The organism is Paraburkholderia caffeinilytica (genome assembly GCF_051027425.1).
In the GTDB taxonomy this organism is placed as follows: domain Bacteria; phylum Pseudomonadota; class Gammaproteobacteria; order Burkholderiales; family Burkholderiaceae; genus Paraburkholderia; species Paraburkholderia caffeinilytica_A.
This window is the reverse complement of sequence record NZ_CP186553.1, coordinates 2,326,322-2,346,161: the sequence shown is the minus strand read 5'-3', so window position 1 is coordinate 2,346,161 and position 19,840 is coordinate 2,326,322. Positions and strand designations below refer to the sequence as shown.

At 60.8% G+C, this 19,840-nt stretch carries 20 protein-coding genes and 1 pseudogene; 13 read left to right on the top strand and 8 right to left on the bottom strand.

Annotation, left to right across the window (positions count from 1 at the left end; genetic code table 11):
- Positions 1–13 precede the first annotated feature (13 nt).
- Positions 14–1,315, bottom strand: coding sequence for an NRAMP family divalent metal transporter (locus tag ACOSV0_RS30815; RefSeq protein ID WP_434111047.1), 1,302 nt, complete (start codon positions 1,313–1,315; stop codon positions 14–16).
- A 91-nt stretch (positions 1,316–1,406) separates the two neighbouring features.
- A complete protein-coding gene (locus tag ACOSV0_RS30810) occupies positions 1,407–3,020 on the bottom strand; it encodes an oleate hydratase (protein WP_434115918.1) in 1,614 nt (537 codons plus the stop codon).
- A gap of 384 nt (positions 3,021–3,404) precedes the next feature.
- Between ACOSV0_RS30810 and ACOSV0_RS30805 the strand changes: the two genes are divergently transcribed.
- The 7 genes from ACOSV0_RS30805 (at position 3,405) to ACOSV0_RS30775 (ending at position 8,908) form a co-directional block, all read left to right on the top strand.
- Complete coding sequence (locus ACOSV0_RS30805) at positions 3,405–4,238, top strand: potassium channel family protein (protein WP_434111045.1); 834 nt, start codon at positions 3,405–3,407, stop codon at positions 4,236–4,238.
- Between the two features lie 313 nt (positions 4,239–4,551).
- A complete protein-coding gene (locus tag ACOSV0_RS30800; protein ID WP_434111044.1) occupies positions 4,552–4,806 on the top strand; it encodes a hypothetical protein in 255 nt (84 codons plus the stop codon).
- Positions 4,796–5,542 carry a beta-ketoacyl-ACP reductase gene (locus ACOSV0_RS30795; protein WP_434111042.1) on the top strand — a complete coding sequence of 249 codons (747 nt, stop codon included), beginning with the start codon at positions 4,796–4,798 and terminating at the stop codon, positions 5,540–5,542. Before ACOSV0_RS30800 ends, ACOSV0_RS30795 begins: the two co-directional genes overlap by 11 nt.
- Positions 5,543–5,805: 263 nt before the next feature.
- On the top strand, positions 5,806–6,846 hold the full coding sequence (locus ACOSV0_RS30790) for a zinc-dependent alcohol dehydrogenase family protein (RefSeq protein ID WP_434111040.1): 1,041 nt from the start codon (positions 5,806–5,808) through the stop codon (positions 6,844–6,846).
- Between the two features lie 82 nt (positions 6,847–6,928).
- Entirely contained in the window at positions 6,929–7,579 is a 651-nt protein-coding gene (locus ACOSV0_RS30785; protein ID WP_434111038.1) for a BON domain-containing protein, read from the top strand.
- Between the two features lie 73 nt (positions 7,580–7,652).
- Entirely contained in the window at positions 7,653–7,922 is a 270-nt protein-coding gene (locus ACOSV0_RS30780) for a UDP-glucose 4-epimerase (protein WP_434111036.1), read from the top strand.
- A gap of 296 nt (positions 7,923–8,218) precedes the next feature.
- Entirely contained in the window at positions 8,219–8,908 is a 690-nt protein-coding gene (locus ACOSV0_RS30775; protein WP_434111034.1) for a CBS domain-containing protein, read from the top strand.
- A 147-nt stretch (positions 8,909–9,055) separates the two neighbouring features.
- Here the strand turns inward: ACOSV0_RS30775 and fabI are convergent, their stop codons facing one another.
- From fabI to ACOSV0_RS30755, 4 genes are read right to left on the bottom strand one after another with little or no spacing between them, the layout of a single operon-like run.
- The gene (gene fabI, locus ACOSV0_RS30770; protein ID WP_434115916.1) at positions 9,056–9,817 is read right to left on the bottom strand and encodes an enoyl-ACP reductase FabI; all 762 of its coding nucleotides are present in this window, start codon (positions 9,815–9,817) and stop codon (positions 9,056–9,058) included.
- A gap of 8 nt (positions 9,818–9,825) precedes the next feature.
- Entirely contained in the window at positions 9,826–11,019 is a 1,194-nt protein-coding gene (locus ACOSV0_RS30765; protein ID WP_434111032.1) for an acetate/propionate family kinase, read from the bottom strand.
- Positions 11,016–12,419, bottom strand: a complete 1,404-nt coding sequence (locus ACOSV0_RS30760; protein WP_434111030.1) for a bifunctional enoyl-CoA hydratase/phosphate acetyltransferase — start codon at positions 12,417–12,419, stop codon at positions 11,016–11,018. Before ACOSV0_RS30760 ends, ACOSV0_RS30765 begins: the two co-directional genes overlap by 4 nt.
- Before the next feature lie 9 nt (positions 12,420–12,428).
- The gene (locus tag ACOSV0_RS30755; RefSeq protein WP_434111028.1) at positions 12,429–14,240 is read right to left on the bottom strand and encodes a PHA/PHB synthase family protein; all 1,812 of its coding nucleotides are present in this window, start codon (positions 14,238–14,240) and stop codon (positions 12,429–12,431) included.
- Between the two features lie 221 nt (positions 14,241–14,461).
- Here ACOSV0_RS30755 and ACOSV0_RS30750 point away from each other — a divergent pair, with 221 nt between their 5' ends.
- The 4 genes from ACOSV0_RS30750 to ACOSV0_RS30735 all read left to right on the top strand — a co-directional run bounded on the left by ACOSV0_RS30750 (position 14,462) and on the right by ACOSV0_RS30735 (position 17,078).
- Entirely contained in the window at positions 14,462–14,653 is a 192-nt protein-coding gene (locus ACOSV0_RS30750; protein ID WP_434111027.1) for a hypothetical protein, read from the top strand.
- 217 nt (positions 14,654–14,870) lie between these two features.
- Positions 14,871–15,335 carry a hypothetical protein gene (locus tag ACOSV0_RS30745; RefSeq protein ID WP_434111025.1) on the top strand — a complete coding sequence of 155 codons (465 nt, stop codon included), beginning with the start codon at positions 14,871–14,873 and terminating at the stop codon, positions 15,333–15,335.
- A 308-nt stretch (positions 15,336–15,643) separates the two neighbouring features.
- A complete protein-coding gene (locus ACOSV0_RS30740; RefSeq protein WP_434115914.1) occupies positions 15,644–15,919 on the top strand; it encodes a DUF1488 domain-containing protein in 276 nt (91 codons plus the stop codon).
- Between the two features lie 172 nt (positions 15,920–16,091).
- Entirely contained in the window at positions 16,092–17,078 is a 987-nt protein-coding gene (locus ACOSV0_RS30735) for a zinc-dependent alcohol dehydrogenase family protein (protein ID WP_434115912.1), read from the top strand.
- A gap of 167 nt (positions 17,079–17,245) precedes the next feature.
- Here the strand turns inward: ACOSV0_RS30735 and ACOSV0_RS30730 are convergent, their stop codons facing one another.
- Positions 17,246–17,758 carry a universal stress protein gene (locus ACOSV0_RS30730; protein WP_434115910.1) on the bottom strand — a complete coding sequence of 171 codons (513 nt, stop codon included), beginning with the start codon at positions 17,756–17,758 and terminating at the stop codon, positions 17,246–17,248.
- Positions 17,759–18,178: 420 nt separating this feature from the next.
- On the opposite strand from ACOSV0_RS30730, the gene ACOSV0_RS30725 reads away from it, so the two are divergent.
- On the top strand, positions 18,179–18,613 hold the full coding sequence (locus ACOSV0_RS30725; RefSeq protein ID WP_434111023.1) for an Hsp20/alpha crystallin family protein: 435 nt from the start codon (positions 18,179–18,181) through the stop codon (positions 18,611–18,613).
- A gap of 113 nt (positions 18,614–18,726) precedes the next feature.
- On the opposite strand, the pseudogene ACOSV0_RS30720 reads toward ACOSV0_RS30725, so the two are convergent.
- Positions 18,727–18,834, bottom strand: a pseudogene (locus ACOSV0_RS30720) (SagB/ThcOx family dehydrogenase); the annotation flags it as partial.
- 275 nt (positions 18,835–19,109) lie between these two features.
- Here ACOSV0_RS30720 and ACOSV0_RS30715 point away from each other — a divergent pair.
- Complete coding sequence (locus tag ACOSV0_RS30715) at positions 19,110–19,514, top strand: VOC family protein (RefSeq protein ID WP_434111021.1); 405 nt, start codon at positions 19,110–19,112, stop codon at positions 19,512–19,514.
- The last annotated feature ends 326 nt before the right edge of the window (positions 19,515–19,840 follow it).

The window sequence follows — 19,840 nt, the reverse complement described above, 5'->3', positions numbered from 1 at the left end:
GGGCCACCTGCGTCTACGATGGCAGCAGCATCAGGACGGCTGCCGCACCCATCACCAGCGTGGCGATCGAGCCCAGAACGATCAGTGGCCGGCTAGCGGTGAATGCGCCCATGACCGACTTTCTGGTCACGAGGATCAGAATCACGACCATCAGCGGAACGGCCACGACGCCGTTGATGACCGCGCTCCAGAACAGCGCCTTCATAGGACTGATCGGCGAATACTGGATGACGAGCGCCGCCAGCACGCTGACGGCGATGATGGCGTAGAAACCGCGTGCATCGCGCACCTTACGCTCCAGACCCTCGCGCCAGCCCATCGCCTCGGAGAGCGCATAAGCGCCGGAGCCGGCGAGCACCGGCACGCCGATCAGGCCGACGCCGAGGATACCCAGCGCAAAAAGGATGTAGGCAAAATTGCCGGCGAGCGGCCGTAGCGCGCTCGCGGCTTGCGCTGCCGTGGTGATGTCGGTCACACCTGCCACATGCAGTGTGACAGCGGTCGCCAGAATGATGAAATAAGCCGTGACGTCCGAATAGAACATGCCGGTCCAGGTGTCCCAGCGAATGCGCCGGAGCTCGGTGGGCGCCGCGCCCGCGTCGTTCACTAGCGCGGCACTACCGCCGTTAGCCTGCATCTCTTCGACTTCTTCGGATGCCTGCCAGAAAAAGAGGTAAGGGCTGATAGTCGTGCCGAACACGCCAACGATTACCGCCGCCGCGTTGGCGTTCAGCGTAAGGTGAGGCCACAGCGTGCGCAGCGCCGCTTCGCTCCACGGTACGTGAACCGTGAATAGCACGGCGGCATAGGCGAGCAGAGAAACGGTCAGCCATTTCAGAAAGAAGACGTACCGGTGGTATGGGACGAATACCTGCAACAGCAGTGTTCCAAACACGAAGCAGGCCGTCATCAAATGACGGTCGATGCCGCTCACGAGTTCCGCGACTTCACCCATGGCGGCGACGTCGGCGGCGATATTCAGGATATTGGCGACGAGCAGCAGCACCACCACGCCCTGAAGCACGGCCGGAGGAAAAGCGCTTTTGATGTTGGCGGCGAGTCCCTTGCCGGTCACCCTGCCGAGGTTTGCGCACATGGCCTGGACAGCTGCCATCAACGGGAAGGCGAGCGGCATCGTCCAGAGCATGTTCACACCGAACTGCGCGCCCGCCTGCGAATAGGTGGCAATGCCGCTTGGATCGTCATCGGCGACACCGGTGATGAGGCCCGGGCCGACGCGCGCCAGCGGATGCTCCTTCAGCCGTCGAAGACGCGCACGAAAGCTTTTAGCCTGCGATGGCCGGTCGATGTCCACAACGTTACCTCGCTGAAAGTTGCTGACACGGTTTTCTTCGAAAGCGGCGCACCTTGCCGCGGGATTCCGGCGGGAAGCAGTATCGCGGCCGCTAGTGGTCGCGCAAGGTTGAAAACGCCCTGTACACAACCCGTGGGTCATGCTGGCCTTTGTAGACGGCCGGCGCCGCGAGATCGAGTCCGAGTAGCGCGTACACCGCATTCTGCGCTGAACGGATCGAGTATTCGACGGTGAAGACGACGTCGTCGGGCAGCTCGCAGAATTGCCCCGTGAACGCAAGATTTTGCCAGCCGTCAGGCATTACGTCCGGCCGGTCGCCCTTGCGGCGCGGCATGAACTGGCTTGTGATGAACGGCATCAGACAGGGAATGCAGTTGGCGTGTTCGAGAATGCGCGATGCCTCTGCTTCGATCCGTAAATGGCCAAGGATTTCAGTCAGAATTTCGCGGCCGGTGCATGCCGACATGGGTTTTCCGACGAAGTCGCCGGGCTGGTCGACCCGCAAGCCGTAACCCCACAGCACCTGCACGTCCGCTGGTTGACCGATGAAATGCGGCTGATGCGGCAACACGATGGACGCGAGCCAGCTCGACTCGGCAAACGTAACCAGGCCGCCTTCACCCGGCACATTGCCGGTCAGGTCGCGGATCAGCCGGAACAGCACCGGGTCATGCAATGTCACGGTGAACGACAGCCACTTCGACTCGTCGATATGGTCCGCGAAAACAGACGGGTGGCCGAACTCGGGGCGCCCCGCAGCGATCGTTTTCCACAGGGGCCAGGCGCCCGTACTGTCGGCGGTATTCAAAGAGGCGGGATGATCCATGCTGCCAAGGCTGGAGCCCGCGGTCATCGATCCGAGCGTGACGATGACCTTGTCTGCTGCTCCGACCGGTATCTCCAGACGCCGATGTGCGGTTTCGCAGACGATGCCGCGGACCCGGTTTTCCGCGCCACTTTCGTCGAACAGCAGATCGGTGACCCGGGTGCGAGGCTGGAACGCAACGCCATGCTCGTCCAGCCAGTGGCGCAGCGGTCGGATCATCGAGTCGTACTGGTTATAGACTGTGCGCATGATGCCGTGCAGCTGGTTGAATCCGGAGGACATATGCGCGAAGCGCAGGAGATAGCGTCGAAACTCGACCGCGCTATGCCACGGTTGGAACGCGAACGTTGTACACCACATCAGCCAGAAATTTGTTTCGAAGAAAGAGGTATCGAAGTGATCGGCTATCCGGCTGTTGCCGAGCATGATTTCGGGTTCGATTGAGAGTCGGCCGAGCGTCAGCAGATGTTTTTCGCCGAGCTCGTAAGCGGGCGCATCTTCACGTTTGCCGTTTCTGACGAGCCGCGACCTGGACGAGGTGCTGATGGTTTCGTTCCATTCGAATATCTCCTGCGTCACGCTTTTGCTGCCGTCCAGAGTCGGTATGGACGAGAACAGCTCATAGGTGCACAGATACTTGCTTTCGAGCATACGGCCGCCGCGTACGACGTAGCCGCTTTCCGCCGAACCCGCGCCGTCGAGGCTGCCGCCTGGCTTGTCGAGCGCTTCCAGAATCGTGATGTCGCAGCCGCGCGCATGGCCGTCGCGAATCAGGAAGGCTGCGGCCGCCAACGAAGCGATGCCGCCGCCGACGAGGTAAAACTTGCCGTCCTCCGCATCATGGCAGTCGACTTCCGCCTTCAGGGACCGTTCGGGAATCTGGTCAGAATTTTGCACGTCGATATTCCTTTTAATGTTCGTCGCCATCCGAATGTCGCGGGCTGCCCGTATGCGCATGCCGGACGTTGATCCAACATACCCGCCGCGCCGGCGTTCCGGTTGCGTTGGATCAAGCATCGGCCATCGGCGTGCACCCGATAGCCTTACATCGCGCGATCCGGTTCGTGTGCTGCGGGCGTTTGCGGGCGTTGTTTAGGCACATCTCGCAACCTTATGATCCGTATCAAAGCCGGCCGGGGCCGAGCTCATACGCTGGAGCAGCAAGTGGCGTCATCCCGATTACCGCCGCCGCGATGTCATGGACGGGCGCGGGATGGGATTGGCGTCGCAATTGAGCGTCGTAACCTCGGAGGCGGTGGCGAAATGAACGATGGTTTTCGCGTAGCCGGCTTGGGCGGTGTCGATCCGCATGACAACGTGCAGGCGGTGCGCACATGGCGTTGGTTGCAGTGGATTCTGTTCGGCGCCTGTCTGCTCGCCATTCCCGCTTTTTATCTCGAACTGGCTGTTGATTCGCCCCTGCTTCATCAGATGGGCCGGGCGCTATATGTGTGCATGGTGGCCGGTTTCGTCGCTTCGCTGGGCTGGATGGCGCGTCTGAGCCGCAAACCGCGGCGGTTCCTCATGCGAAACCGCTACGACATTCTGATCGCGCTTGGCGCCGCGGCCAGCGTCGCGTGGGGCGTCGCCTCCTGGTCGTCACTCGAGTGGGTTCTGCGCATTCTGTTCATGGGCCTGGTGGCGGTGCGAATAGTGGTGTCGCTGCGCGGATTCTTTTCGCCCAACCGATTGTTTCTGCTGCTGGCAACGGCAGCGGCTCTGCTTGCCTCGGCGGGAGCCGGGTTTTACTGGCTCGAACCGGGTGTGCACACCTACGCTGAGGGCGTCTGGCTCGCATTCGAAAGCAGCGCAACAGTGGGGTACGGAGATATGGCGCCGACTACTCCGGCATCGCGCGTTTTTGCCGCTTTCGTCGTATTGCTCGGCTATGGTCTGCTGTCGCTGGTATTCGCCAGCATTGCAGCCGTCTTTGTCGAACAGGACGAGCGTTTGCTGCGCCGTGAGATGCATCGGGACATCAAGACCTTGCAAGCGGAAATCGCCTCGCTGCGCCGGGAAGTATGCAGCCTGAGCGCCAAAGCGCACGCCGATGAAGTTTCCGCCGAGCGAGATCCAACCTCCGGCGCACACGACTGATCCCCATGGATCGACGCGGGCAGCGTGATGCGTGTACCGCTGGCGCATCCACACGGAATTCACCTCAATGCGTTGACGCTACTCAATTGCTCCGCGCCGTTTGTGCCGATTATTCAATCATGCCGTTAGTTATACATCGCGCACTGTTGCGGCCTGCCTGGGAACAGATGCTCACCCGGCCGGCCACGCGCTTGATACACATCAATTGGTCTCCGTGAGCGTCGAGTAGATTGAACGGACTGCTGCCAGGAACTTGACCGCGAGATAACCGCGCGCAGCATACGCAATTCATGGACACGACTGGAGGGACACCATGGCAAACGAATTCACCACGCCGTTTGATGCGTATCGAGCGAAGCTTGAATTCGCACTCCGGATGCTCTGCTTCGGACACGAATTCCGGCAACAAGCATGCGAGTTCGAAATGCTTCGCATCAAACGCGATCTCGCCGCAATGAGATCCACTCGCGAAGCAGCGCTGGGCGCGCCGGAAGGGCGTGCGCTGCTGGCGGCGGCGTCGTTTGCGAAACTCAACGGTTCAGTGCAAGGAGAACACCATGTCGGCTAAGCGAGTTGCTTTTGTCACCGGAGGAATGGGCGGGCTCGGCGCTGCCATCAGTCGGCGTTTGCACGATGCCGGCATGATCGTTGCCATGTCGCATTCCGAGCGAAACGATCACGTTGCCACCTGGCTGATGCACGAACGCGACACCGGCCGCCGCTTTCATGCCTACGAAGCAGACGTGACCAGTTTCGACTCGTGCGCACATTGCGCCGAGCGTGTCCTGAACGAATTTGGTTCGGTGGACATTCTCGTCAACAATGCCGGCATCACGCGCGATTCGACCTTTGCGAAGATGAACAAGGACGACTGGGATGCGGTACTGCGCACCGATCTCGATTCACTGTTCAACATGACCAAGCCCTTGCTAAAGGGGATGGTCGAGCAAAGGTTTGGACGCGTCGTCAACATCGGTTCGGTAAACGGCGCCCGCGGCGCGTTCGGTCAGACGAACTATGCCGCGGCCAAGGCCGGCATTCACGGGTTCACGATGTCACTGGCACTGGAGGTCGCGAAGCATGGCGTGACGGTCAACACGGTGTCGCCCGGCTATCTGGCGACTGCGATGACCGCCGCGATTCCCCAGGACGTCATGGATGCCAGAATCCTGCCGCAAATACCCGTCGGCCGACTCGGCCAACCTGACGAGATCGCGGCGCTTGTTTCGTTTCTCTGTTCGGACGACGCGGGTTTTGTCACCGGCGCGGATTTCGCGATCAACGGTGGCATGCATATGCGATGACCTTCGGAAATCCGTTCGATGGTGCCCGATGGTCCGATAAGGGGCACCATCGGCAGATGCCGGTCTCATAGCGATTGTGTGGCGGCGCTCTGCATGCGCGCATGCCGCTTTCTGCGAAGCCGCCGCGTGATAGTCCAGCCGGGGCTGCGCTTTGCGCCGCGCTTCGAACGATGCTTGCCGCTTGATACATATCAATCGTCGCGGCGTCCATCATCCTAAAGTTCGTTATTGAGCATGCTCGTTTCGATCAACGGAGGCAGCACATGAAAGCACTCGTATATCACGGTCCTGGCAAGAAATCTCTGGACGAGCGGCCCGTTCCGCAACTCGTCGCTCCTACCGATGCGATTGTCAAAATGACGCGCACAACGATTTGCGGCACCGATCTGCACATTCTGAAAGGAGATGTGCCGACCTGTGAACCGGGGCGCATTCTCGGCCATGAAGGGGTCGGAATCGTGCAGCAGGTCGGCTCGGCGGTGTCGTCGTTCAAGCCCGGCGACCGGGTTTTGATTTCGTGCATTTCGTCGTGCGGAAAATGCGATTATTGCCGGCGCGGCATGTATTCGCACTGCACCACCGGCGGCTGGATTCTCGGCAACAAGATCGATGGCACCCAATCCGAATATGTGCGCATTCCGCACGCCGAGACCAGTCTGTACCCGATTCCCGCCGGCGCCGACGAAGAGGCGCTTGTGATGCTGTCGGACATTCTGCCGACAGGCTTCGAATGTGGTGTTCTGAACGGCAAGGTGCAACCCGGCAGCACCGTGGCGATCGTCGGGGCGGGACCGATTGGCCTTGCAGCACTGTTGACGGCCCAGTTTTACTCGCCGGCAGAGATTGTGATGATCGATCGCGATCCGAACCGTCTTGAAGTCGCGAGCCGCTTCGGTGCGACTGCATGTATCGACATCGGCCACGTCGATCCGGTCGCGGAAGTGATGAAGCTGACCGGGCAGACCGGTGTCGATTGTGCGATCGAGGCGGTCGGCATACCCGCGACATTCGAATTGTGCGAAGCGATCGTCGCGCCCGGTGGCGTGATCGCGAATGTCGGCGTGCACGGCGTAAAGGCCGATCTGCATCTGGAAAAGCTTTGGGATCGCAACATCGCGATTACGACGCGCCTCGTCGATACCGTGAGCACACCGATGCTGCTCAAGACCGTTCGCGCCGGCCGTATCGATCCGGCGAAACTCATTACACACCGCTTCCAGCTCGAGGATGTCGCCAGCGCTTACGACACATTCGGCCGCGCGGCCGAGACGCACGCACTGAAGGTCATCATTGAGGTCGCCTAGACCACGTCGCTTCGGCGCCACGTCAGACCGGTGGTTGCACGCAGAGGCGCGGCTGTATTTTCAAGCTATTCAGGAGCAGGCAATGAAGTCGGACACGGAATTGAAACGGCAGGTCGAGGACGAACTGGCGTGGGACCCGGCGGTTGACATCACGGATATCGGCGTCGAAGTGCGCGACCGTGTGGTGACGCTGTCTGGACACCCGACCAGCTACGCCGAGAAACTCGCGGCGGAAAAGGCCGCGCAACGGGTGGCCGGCGTGAAAGCGGTCGTCGTGGAGATGGACATTCGCTTGCAGCATACGGACGTACGGACCGATGAGGACATCGCCAACGCCGTTCGCACTATCTTGCGCTGGACCGTCGGCCTGTATGAAGACGCAGTCAAGGTTCAGGTCGAGAGGGGCTGGGTGACCTTGAGCGGCGAGGTGGATTGTGCTTATCACAGCTACGTCGCCACGCGGACCGTTTCGAACATGCGCGGCGTGACGGGCGTGTCGAACCTGATGCGGATAGGTGGTGCGGTTGCCGCGCAGGATATCGGCAATCAGATTAGCGAGGCACTGCAGCGTCATGCCGAACGCGAAGCGAAACACATCACCATCAAGGTGCATGAAGGCACGGTTACGCTGACGGGTAAGGTCGACTCCTTTGCCGAGCGGTCGGCCGCGCGCGGGGCGGCATGGTCGGCACCGGGCGTACATGCGGTCGTCGACAATCTGACGGTTGACTAACTTGCCGAGAGGGCCGGGCGTGTGGTCCTGGCGCAGCGAGGGCTTTGCCCGGCCGAAAAATCAGGAGTGGCTCATGGCACTTTCGGGTAATGTCTGCAACAGCGATTGGTCGGTATCGGCGGTCACGCATCAGACGACTGGCGGCTTCGACTGCACGATCCAGCTTAGCCACAATACGCCGAAGGGCGTCTTCAAACACGAGTTCACACACAGCAGTGTTTTCCCGACCGAGCGTGAAGCGGTGCTCGCCGGATTGCGCGAAGGCATGGTCTGGGTGCAGCTCAAGATGTCGAAGACGCTGTCGATTCAGGTGGGGGAACAGCATGCGCCGAACTTGCGTTGAATGGGCATTTGGCGGGCCACCCCGCTGCCAATACACCTATCTCCACGAGCGAATTCAATCGCGTGAAATGATCCATGTCAAATGGCAGAACCTCGTCAGCGCATAACCTGAATAAACATGAAGCCAAATCGCTTGTCGATTGTCACGTCGCTTGCGCGTGGCGTCCACGAAACGCGCGTGTGCCTGGGTGGCGTGCCTGTGCAAGCTGGCCGACAACTGCACTGCCAGTGCGACGCCCCGGCGATGATCTGGCTCCGTAGGGGAAACCGGGAATGGGACAGTTCAGGAGACTTGCTATGCGTGCATCCGATGTAATGACCAGCAACGTAATATCCGTCATGCCTGACATGACGGTGCGCGAAGTTGCGAAGATTTTTGTCGATAAAGGGATCAGCGGTGCACCCGTTATAGATGCGCAAGGACACATTGCGGGCATGATTAGCGAAGGTGATCTGCTGCGCCGGGTAGAGATCGGTACCGACGCACACCGGCGTCCGTCGTGGCTTGAGTTTTTTTCGTCGACTGATGACGCCAGGGACTACATCAAGACGCATGCACCGAAAGTTCGGGACGTGATGACCGTCGAAGTCGTTTCGGTGAGTGAGGACACGCCGCTGAGCGAAGTAGCCGGCATTCTGGAAACCCGGCGTATCAAGCGGGTTCCCGTGACAAGGGCGGGTCAGGTTGTCGGTATCGTCAGCCGTGCCAATCTTGTTCAGGCATTGGCCAGCATTCCCGAAGATCCGGCGGCGGACGTGGTCCTCTCGGATGCGGATATTCGCGCGACGCTAATGGGCGAACTGGCCGGGCATAAATGGGCCTTCGCCGGACGCAACATTGTCGTGAACGACGGTGTCGTGCACCTGTGGGGCATCTTTCACTCGATGGAGGCAGTCGAGGCTGTTCGCGTTGCGGCAGAAAGTATTCCCGGAGTGAAGCGGGTGGAGGACCATACAGAACCCTACCCGGTGATGCCGGGAATATAGACGGTCAAGCGCGAAGTGTCTCGATCCGGCAGTCTCGTGATCGAGGCACGCGATTCTCAGGGCATAAGATCGTGTATCGCAAGATCGATTACCGCAAAATCCGCGAGCTTGTGGTGGTGAGTTTGGTGGTGAATTCGTCCATCATGGTCACGCCATTACATGGAAGCCCGCATCTGCATAGATCGTCGAGCCCGTCAGCGTCATACCGGCCTCGCTAGCAAGGACGGCAGCGATCCGGCCGATTTCCTCGATCGTGATGAGATGCTGCGCCGGCGTGTGCGCACGAACGTCGTCGAGCAACGCATCGAAGTGGTCGATGCCGGTCGCGGCACGTGTCCTGACTGCGCCGGCGGAGATGGCGTGAACGTGAATACGGCGTGCCGCCAGGTCGGCAGCGAGATAACGCACGCTCGACTCGAGTGCTGCCTTCACCGGACCCATGACGTTGTAGTGTTCGACCGCGCGCTCGGCGCCGTAAAAACTCACCGTCATCAGGCTTCCGCCATCGCTCATGAGGGGCAGCGCGAGCCTGGCCATGCGGATGAACGAGTGGCAGGAAACGTCCATCGCGAGCGCGAAGCCTTCGGCCGAGCAGTCAGCCAGACTGGCGTGCAGATCGCCGGCCGGCGCGAAGGCGATCGAATGGAGCACGAAGTCGAGTCGCCCCCAGTCTTTCTCGATCCGCTCGAATACCGCTTCCAGTTGCCCGGGAATGCGGACGTCGCAGGGCAAAACGATGCACGACCCGAGCGCCTGTGCGACCGGACGGACAAACGGCTCGGCCTTGTCGTTCAGGTACGTGACCGCCAGCTCTGCGCCGGCCGCGCGAAACACGGTGGCGCAGCCCGTGGCGATGCTGTGCTCGTTGGCAATGCCGACGACCAGTCCACGTTTGCCGGCCAGATCGATGATCGGCTTCATGTTTTCGCCTCCTCTTGATGGAGTACCGAAACCGCCTCGTTGGCGATGATCTGCTCTTCGTCGGTTGGCAGTACGAGCACGGCCACCCGGCTGCGGGCGCTGCTGATGAGACGTGCGTTGCCGTTGTTCGCCTGGGGGTCGAGTTCGACACCTGACCACGCGAGCCGCTCGCAGACCGCGCGGCGTGTCTCGGGCTGGTGTTCGCCGATTCCGGCCGTGAACACGAGGCTATCCAGCCCGCCGAGGCTGGTCGCGAGCCGCGCTGTTTCGCCCGCAATACGAAACGCGAACAGCTCCATGGCTTCGCGGGCCTCCGGCCGGCCACTGGCCAGCAGTTCACGGCTATCGGCGCTGATACCCGAGACGCCGAGCAAGCCGGACTTTTCGTACAGCATTTTCTCGACATCCTTGATGCTGAGGCCCTGCTGCTCAACCAGGTGCAGCACGACACCGGCGTCGAGTGCCCCGCAGCGGGTGGCCATCGGAATGCCGTCGAGCGTCGAGAAACCCATGCTCGTGTCGCAACTCCTGCCAGCTTCGAAGGCGCACAGGCTCGCACCGCTGCCCAGGTGCGCCGCAACGACCTTGCCGCTGGCGAGTTCCGGAAACTGACGGGCGAGCTGGCCGATCACGAACTGATAGGACAGGCCATGAAAACCATAGCGCTTGACACCCTTGTCGAAGAACTCGCGCGGAATTGCAAAGCGGCGCACGAGATCTGTCTGCGTGCGGTGAAACGCGGTGTCGAAGGATGCCGACTGAACGAGATGAGGCCGCAGATGCCGGATGGCGCGGATGAGCCGGACACTCTGCGGTTGATGCAAGGGCGCGAGCGGCACGAGTTCTGCAATCGCCGCGAGCGTGTCGCCATCGATTGCAACCGGTCCGGCAAAGCGATCGCCGCCGTGCACGACGCGATGCCCGACCGAAACGAGATCGTCGAGCGGGAAGTGCGTGGCGAACCATCCTAGCGTCTCGTCGAGCACGTCGTGCAGATCTTCGGTGACAGCCGCTTGCAAGGGAATCTCGCTGGTTTTGCCGCCATTGGTGAGGTGGAGCCGCAGCGGCTGATGCCGGAAATCGATCAGGCCCTGGCCGATTCTCGTGGCTTTGCCGGTGACGACGCTGAACAACCCGATCTTGATCGTCGACGAGCCCGGGTTGAACGTAAGCAATAGCGGAGTGCTCATGACCGGACAGCTCCTCGTGAGTTGTGTTCGGCCACCAGCTTGGCGAGGGCGGCGGAAGCCAGACGCACGCGCAGGCTGTCGGCGCGGCTGGTGAGGATGATCGGAATGCGTGCGCCGAGCACGAGGCCCGCTGCGTCGGCGCCGGCGAAATACATCAATTGCTTGGCCAGCATGTTGCCGGCTTCCAGATCGGGGACGAGCAGGATATCCGCCTGACCGGCTACCGGCGAAGCGATGCCCTTGGTTTGTGCTGCGGCCAGACTGATTGCGTTGTCAAAGGCCAGCGGTCCATCGACCAGGGCGCCGGTGATTTGTCCACGCACGGCCATGACGGTGAGCGCGGCGGCGTCGAGCGTCGTCGGCATTCCGGGGTTGACCGTTTCCTCGGCGGCCAGCACGGCGACGCGCGGCACGTCGACGCCCAGCACATGCAAAAGATCGATCGCGTTCTGACAGATATCGCGTTTCTGTTCCAGTGACGGCGCAATGTTGACGGCAGCATCCGTGACGAGCAGCGGCTTCGAATACGCCGGCACGTCCATCGCATAGGCATGGCTGATCCTTCGTCCGGTTCGCAGGTTCGACGATGATGCAACCACTGCGGAAAGCAATTCGTCAGAGTGCAGGCTGCCCTTCATCAACGCGTCGACCTTGCCGGCGGCGCCTAGCTCGACCGCGCGGGCAGCAGCGGCATGGCTGTGTTCGACGGCTTCGATGTCCACGCCGTCGAGGCTGACGTGAGCGGCCTCAGCCGCCGCGCGGATCCTGGCTTCGGGGCCGATCAGGAGCAGATCGAGCAAGCCTTCATCGCGTGCTTCGATGGCGGCCTTGATCGCATCCGCTGAACACGGATGCACGATCGCCGTGCGTAACGCGGGGCCCGATCGTGCGTCGCGAATGAATGCCGCGTACCGGTCGTGCCGGCGCACCGCGACATCCGGACGGAGCGTCCGTGGCCAGACGACCGGCGCGTCGGGTGCGATCACGGTGGCGGTGCCGAGCAGCACGACTTGGTCCTTCTGGTTGGTGCAGCGTGTGTCGAGCAGGACGATGTGCTTCTCGACGCGTTTCTCCCTCACGGTAACCGTGGTGGTGATGACATCGCCTGGCACGACGGGACGCCGGAATTGCAGATTCTGGTCGAGGTAGATGGTGCCGGGACCAGGCAGTTTCGTACCGAGCACGGCGGAAATGAGGCTGGCCGTCCACATTCCCTGCACGACCACGTGTCCGAACAGATCGCCCGACGCAAAGGCAGCGTCGGTATGGGCCGGATTGACATCGCCTGACATGGCGGCAAACAGGTCGATGTCGTCTTGTCCGGCGAGCTTGACGAGCGATGCGGATTCGCCGATCTCAAGCTGGTCGAAGGTTCGATTGCGCAACAGGATGTCGTCCATATGAGCTCCTCAGTGCTGGAAGACATAGGTGCCGGGCGCAGCGCCGAGCGGCTCCCCGCGCGAATCGGACGCGGCATCGGACGCAGCATCGGACGCGGCAGCGGGCGGCGCGACGCGCTGCGGGCCGGAATGCGCCTTGAGCCAGTCGGTCCACGCGGGCCACCATGAGCCTTGCTGCGATGCACTCGCAGCGAGCCATTCGTCAGGGCTTACGCGCAGATCGTCCGTCGCGGTCCGGTAGATCCGGAAATAGCGATGCGCGTGCCCGGGCTCACTGACGATCCCGGCATTGTGGCCGCCACTGGTGAGAACGAACGTGATCTCGGTGTCCGACAGGTTGTGGATCTTGTAGACCGAATGCCACGGTGCAATATGGTCGCGCTCGGTCGAGACCACGAACAGCGGCGCGCGAATGTTGCGGATCGAGACCAGACGGTTGTCGACCTCATACCGGCCGCACGCCAGATCGTTGTTCAGGAAGAGACGGCGCAGGTACTCGGAATGCATCCGGTACGGCATGCGCGTGGTATCGGCATTCCACGCCATCAGGTCGATCATCGGCGCGCGCTCGCCCAGCAAATAGTCGTGGACGATACGCGACCAGATGAGGTCGTTCGACTGCAGAAGCTGGAATGCCCCCGACATCTGACCGGCGGAAAGATAGCCCTGCGACCACATCATGCTTTCGAGGAAATACACTTCGCTGTCGTCGATGAAAAGCTGCAATTCGCCTGGCTCGGCGAAATCTGTTTGCGCGGCAAATAGCGTGACCGAAGCCAGCCGGCCGTCGCCCGAACCCGCCATTGCTGCTGCAGCGATGGACAGCAAAGTACCGCCGAGGCAATAGCCGGTCGCATGAATCCTGCAATCCGGGACGATGCCCGAGATGGCGTCGAGTGCCGCCATCACGCCGAGTTGCCGGTAATCCTCGAGGCTGAGTTCGCGGTCTTCGGCATCCACGTTGCGCCATGAGATACAGAACACCGTGTGTCCCTGTTCGACGAGATAGCGAATCAGCGAGTTGTGCGGCGAGAGATCCAGGATGTAGTACTTCATGATCCACGCCGGCACGATCAGGACCGGCTCGGCCAGCACCGTGCTGGTGGCGGGGTTGTATTGAATGAGTTCGATCAGGTGATTGCGAAACACGACCTTGCCGGGCGTGGCGGCGAGATTGACCCCGACCTTGAACTGATCGAGTCCTGCCGGTGGCTGACCGCCCGCTTGCCGGGCCGCGTCGTCGAATGCGTTGCGCATCCCGTCGATGAGGCTCAAGCCGAGTGTCGAAACGGCACGCTGCGAGACCTCGGGATTGGTGAACGGGAAATTCGTCGGCGCGACCATATCGAGCAATTGGCGGGCGCTGAACGACACGACATCCTCATGATGGCGAGTCGCGCCCGGCACGTTGCGGGTCGCGACATTCCACCATTGTTCGGTCAACAGAAAGGCCTGTTGCCAGAACCGGTAAGGTTCGGTTTGCCACGGTTCGGCGAGAAACCGGCTATCGCCCGCAGACGGTTCTGCCAACGGCTGGGCGTAGCAGCCGAGCGCGGTCCGAACCATGTATTCGCCGATGCGCCGCGCGTTCTGGGCGCAGAGTGAGGCCAGTTCCAGTTGCTTGCCAGGCGCCTCCGCGAGATGAATCAGCCAGTCGGCAAGCGCTGCTCGCAGAGACGCGGGCGACAAACCCCCGGTCATGCGCGCGATCATGGCTTCTTTTGCATGATCGAACGTACGAAAGGATTGGGTGGCGGATACCGCAGTCCTGTCCAGAAGCGTGGGATTTTCAGCGATGACCGGCGTGGAGCGGGTGTCCATTTCAGGTTCCTCAGGGTTCTACGGCGCTTGGCTTACGATGAAACGGCGGTATCGGCGTGGTCGCTGCTGGCATAGAACGCGTCCCCGATGCGACGACCTCTATAGGGTCGCAAGGTGCCGACGAAGTGTTTCAGCGCACGGACTTGATGCATTCTTGTTGCCGCGCCCCGTCTGGATTGTGCGAAGCAGCAAGATATTCCGTAGAGGACTGTAGCTTTCCGATGACCGCCGTGATTGATCTGAGTCAATCGAACGAGTGCGGCAGCGTGCCGAACACAAAGAACGTCGTCATCGGATGGCGGTTGATCTCGCTTGCCAGTTCGGCAACTTCTCCCTTGGCAGCAATGTCCGCGACAAGCCTGGAGGTGTTCGCGGCGCTGTTGACCGCAGTTGACCTTGGTCAATTCTGGTGACGAACCTGTACGTAGACTGGTTTCCACGATATGTGCAGGCGGGTGGTCCTTTACATAGTTATATGGCCCTCTGGCAAGCGATAAAGAACCAGGACTATTCGGCCATGCCGCAGCCGGATGGTGTCGTCTGTCCGGCTGTTTTCCCGGTAGTCATTGTTGCGCCGGCGAGTGTCAGCGCGAAAACTCGATTCATACATTGTGCGTTGAGCGAGCTGATATGAAATGCATGCACCTGCCGATCGATCTGCTCAAGACCTTGTTCCTGTTGATGGCAGCCAGTCTTGTGGCCTGTACCACGGCAAACCAGATGATTGCGTTCCGGAACACCGAAACGCAGCTTCAGGAGGCACGGCAACAGGCATGGGTGACCTGTAGTTCACGCACGGCATGCGATCAGATCTGGAATAGCACGCGGCTTTATGTGGAGCTTTATTCGAGAACACGGATCAGCCGCCTCAACGATTCGTCGATTGAGACAGAAGCGCCTCACGAGTCGGGCATTGCCTATTTCTGGGCCGAGCGGGCCACTGACGATAGCGGGACGACGACGGTCCGGCTGAAGGGCATGTGCCGCGGCATGTACACAAGTGATGGCGCTCCGGCATGGACTTACGGAATATGTGCGGAGCAGATCATGCGTGCGGAGATGAACTTTCGCGGAGTAGTCGGCGACGTGCAGTGATGTTCGTGACATTTCCGGAAGGTGGACCTTTTGTGTGCCGTCACGTGCCGTCGCGTGCCGTCGACATAACAGACCCCATCTGTCCGGTTGCCACACCTGAAATGGCCGTTCAGGAGGCCGCGAGACGGCACGCCGAAAACCACATTGGCGGCAGGTCCGTGGTCGCAGCTTGCCATCGGGCGCCAGCGGACTATCCTGATCGAAAGCCGGTCTTTCGCGTGGGGCGCCGGCCGATTGTTTACGCTGCCTGAGTCTGGCTGTACCGGGTAAATGAGCACAGAAGTCCACACGCGCTGAGGTACGACATGATGCATATCACCTTCCCGCAGGAATGTCCCGAGTATTGCGGGCGGGACCTCGTTCTGGCGTTCCCCGCAGTGGTCAATGGGGCGCGCATTCAGTGCGCGATTACCGCTGAAGCGCTGGAAGATCATTTCGGCGCTGCATCGCTACGCGAAGACGATCTGATCGGTGCGTTCGATGTTCATCGGCAGGCGATTGAACACGCTGCGCGGCGCATGCTGGCTGAAGTCGGCGGCAAACCGGTACTGTTGCACAGCGGCTATTTCCGCTTCTGCGAGTGATCCGCGACCATCCACGCGCCTGTCTGCCGGCACGTGCGTTCACAACTATATTCAGGCGATCAGGCGATCAGGCGATCAGGCGATCAGGCGATCAGGCGGGTAGGCGACAAGGCGAGGCAGAGCGCCTCCCATGTCCGTGCCAAAGGCAACCATCACGCAAGCGAGGTGTGAAATGCGGGCAATGGTATTCGACGATACCGGCGGTGCCCTGCGAGACGTGCAGGTTCCGGATCCTGTGCCTGCTGCGGGCCAGTTACTGATCGACGTCCACGTATGCGGTATTTGCCGTACCGACCTGCATCTGATCGACCGCGAGTTGCCTCATCCCAAGCGGCCGGTGATCCCGGGCCATGAAATCGTCGGCACCGTTGCGGCGGTGGGGGCGGGAGTAAGCGGATTCAGTATGGGAGAACGGGTCGGCGTGCCATGGGTAGGTCATACCTGTGGCCACTGCCGTTTCTGTCTCTCCGGTCGCGAGAATCTGTGCGATGAGCCGGGTTTTACGGGGTATACGATCGACGGCGGTTACGCCGAGCGTACGGTCGCCGACAGCCGTTACTGCTTTCATCTGCCGGACCGATATTCGGACGTGGAAGCGGCGCCATTGCTATGTGCGGGTCTCATCGGCTATCGCACGCTGGCCATGGCAGGCGACGCACAGCGGATCGGCATCTACGGCTTTGGCGCGGCAGCGCATATCGTCGCCCAGGTCGCGCGTCATCAGGGGCGCACAGTTTATGCCTTCACGCGTGAGGGCGACGTGGCGGCTCAACAGCTCGCGCTGCGGCTCGGCGCGACATGGGCCGGCAGTAGCCGCGAAACGGCGCCGGACGACCTCGACGCCGCGCTGCTCTTCGCTCCAGTCGGTGCGCTCGTGCCGATCGCTCTGAAGGCGGTGGCGAAAGGCGGCATTGTGGTGTGCGGCGGGATTCACATGAGCGACATTCCTTCCTTTCCGTATGACTTTCTATGGGGCGAGCGTCGCGTGGTGTCGGTGGCCAATCTCACGCGCGAAGACGGTCTTGCGTTTATGCATCTTGCCGCCGAGATTCCGCTCGACATCGAAACGACACGTTATCCGCTGGGCGAGGCCAATCAGGCGCTTGCCGATCTGCGGGAGGGAAACCTGACGGGAGCCGCGGTGCTGGCAATCCGCTAACCGGATCGTGAGGCGCGAATGCCTACGTGCCCCTGGGGCGTCGCATCGCCGGGCGGATCACAGCTTCGACGCGCGGCAGGCTCGAGCATGTCCGGAGCGCAGTTTGCGCGCGACACGGGCTTTGCCGTGAGCGCGGAGGTCGATATGAACGATCTACGACCTGCAGATCAGGTCGATTCTTTTTCACGTTCGACTGCGCCGTTGGTCTTGGCGGTGATTTCGGGGGCGCCGTGCACCGAGATCATCAGGACCGGGCATTGTGCAATCCGCAAAAAGCGCTCCGCGACGCTGCCGAGCACGAGTCGCCGGACTCCGCGCCGTCCATGCGTTCCCATCACGACGAGGTCGGCTTTGAAGTCCGCGGCCGCGTGAAGGATGCAGTGAGCGATATCGTATTCGCCATCAACCAGATTGGTCTCGACGATTCGCGGCGCCCCCTGGACACCGTCTCGCTTCATTCGTGCGAGCGCGTTGTCGGCCACATGTTTGCCTTCCTCCAGGAGCGCGTCGCGTACGATGCCTGGATCGTAGCCGGGAGCGTCATAGACCATCGGTGGCACGTCGACGACATAAAGCGGCTGCAATTCAGCACCGGATTCGCGGGCGAGTTGCAAAGCTGCGTCGAGCGCCTGTGCTGATGTTTCACTGCCGTCGATGGCGGCAAGAATGTGTCGATACATGTCAGACCTCGTCGATGGGAACGGTATGCATTCATCATGGGCAACGAACGGGTGGGGAATACTGATATGGATCAAGCCGTTTCGGTTGCCCTGCGACCGCCAGCAGATTCAGGCGGCGCTCCGGCAACCGACCGCGTTTCAGCCGCTCGTTTGCCAGCGGGGCGTGTTGCTGCGAACGGCGTGTGGTTGATTGGGTAAGCATGCACGACCTCACGGATTCAGGAAGGCATGCCCAGCATAAGCAGACGCCTGCTCTGGAAATGGGTGGACATCGGTGTTTTTCGAACCGCGCAGGTTACGCGCGTCAATTGATACATATCAACGGACCTTCTACGTAGAGACCTAAAGTCGTTAATGCAGTGGTTATTTGAAGCAGTGGGACATCCACGGCGATCATGGACTTTTTGAGGAGTAGCTACGATGAGCAACCTGACACGTTATGACCCGTTTTCGATGGAACCGGTATCGGATCTGTTTCATGGTTTGTTCCGCCCCCTGCGCGGCATCGCGACGGGTGATGACGCATCGCTGGCGGACATGAAGCTCGATGTGACGGAAAACGACACGGCGTACATGGTCAAAGCAGAACTGCCGGGCGTCGATAAAAAAGATATCGACGTGAAGATCGACGGCAATACCGTATCGATCAGCGCGAAGGTGGAACGCAACAAGGAATTGAAGGAAGGCGAGCGGGTGCTGCGACGCGAACGTTATTCGGGCGCTATCAGCAGATCGTTCTCGCTGGCAAACGACGTCGATGAAGCGACGGCGGCGGCGCAATATCAGGACGGGGTGCTGTCGCTGACCCTGCCGAAGAAGGCGCCTTCGGCGCAGAAGCGCCTGCAGATCAGTTAGCTAAACGGGGGCAGGGTGCGCGTAGGATTGCGCACCCTGCCTATTGACGGCTATCTCACCGACTCCTGGGTTGGCAATTCCAGATGCCACGAGGCGGCCCCCCAATCTGGATCTCAAGCGTGCCGCCCGTTCGGGAAACCGACGGTTTGCGCAAGCATCGGTGGCTCATCTTCGTTGAGCCGCAACGCGTCGGCGAGGAGTTGATGATTGATCCAGCCGCGGCCTTCCGCGGCCAGCATCCGGTACGAGCGCAGCACGTTGAACGGGTCGAGTCCTTTGCGCTCGCTGTTCTCGATCAGCGAAATGGCCAAGGCTTCGGGTGTGCCGAACGGAAGAAGGGGATCGATAGCACGCGTTCGCCTAAGCACCGGACAGTCGCCACCACTTTCTATCAATGGTGCAAGATAGTGAAATCTTCCGCTTCCGCATTATCGCAAGTGTGCGGAAGCGGGTTTCAGCGGAATAACCACACAACGCAACGACACGGATAGAGGCAATGGATCTTCTTGTAAACGTAGACGTTGACAGCATCGAAGAGGCAATTCGCTTCTACGGCGCGGCGTTTGGATTGACGGTGGGCCGGCGTTTCGGCGCCAGCGGCGTGGAGATGCTGGGAAGCTCGGCGCCGATTTACCTTCTGGTCAAAGCGGAAGGAACGCCGGCTTCGAGCACAATTGCTCAGCGCCGTACCTATGATCGCCATTGGACGCCGGTCCATCTCGACTTCGTGGTTCAAGAAATTGAATCTGCTGTTCAGAAGGCCCTCTCGGCCGGAGCGCGCCTTGAGGAGCCTATCGCCACGCACAAGTGGGGACGACTCGCGCTCATGGCCGATCCCTTTGGCAATGGCTTTTGTTTCGTTCAATTTCTCGGCCGGGGCTATGACGAGATTGCAGAGTGACCGTGGAGCGATGTAGTCGATCTCTATTCCTGCATTCATCCGCTGCCTATTCAAAGTCGCGCCGATTTTCTCTGTCACTGCGACGAATTAATTGTCGATGTTATCGAGAACCCTGGGAAGTGACGCCGCGATGGCGCCTCCCAGGAAGTTGAGGATGTTGCTCGAATTTCGCAACCGCTGGCTCTCACGCCTGGACAAAATTCGCGTGCTTCTGGCCACGTTTGTTATCGATGCGTAAGCGACAATGCGCGTCTAAACAGTACATCGTCCGCTGACCTGATACCACCCCCGAATTCGCTGTGAAAAATATGAGGTTTTTCTTGGGG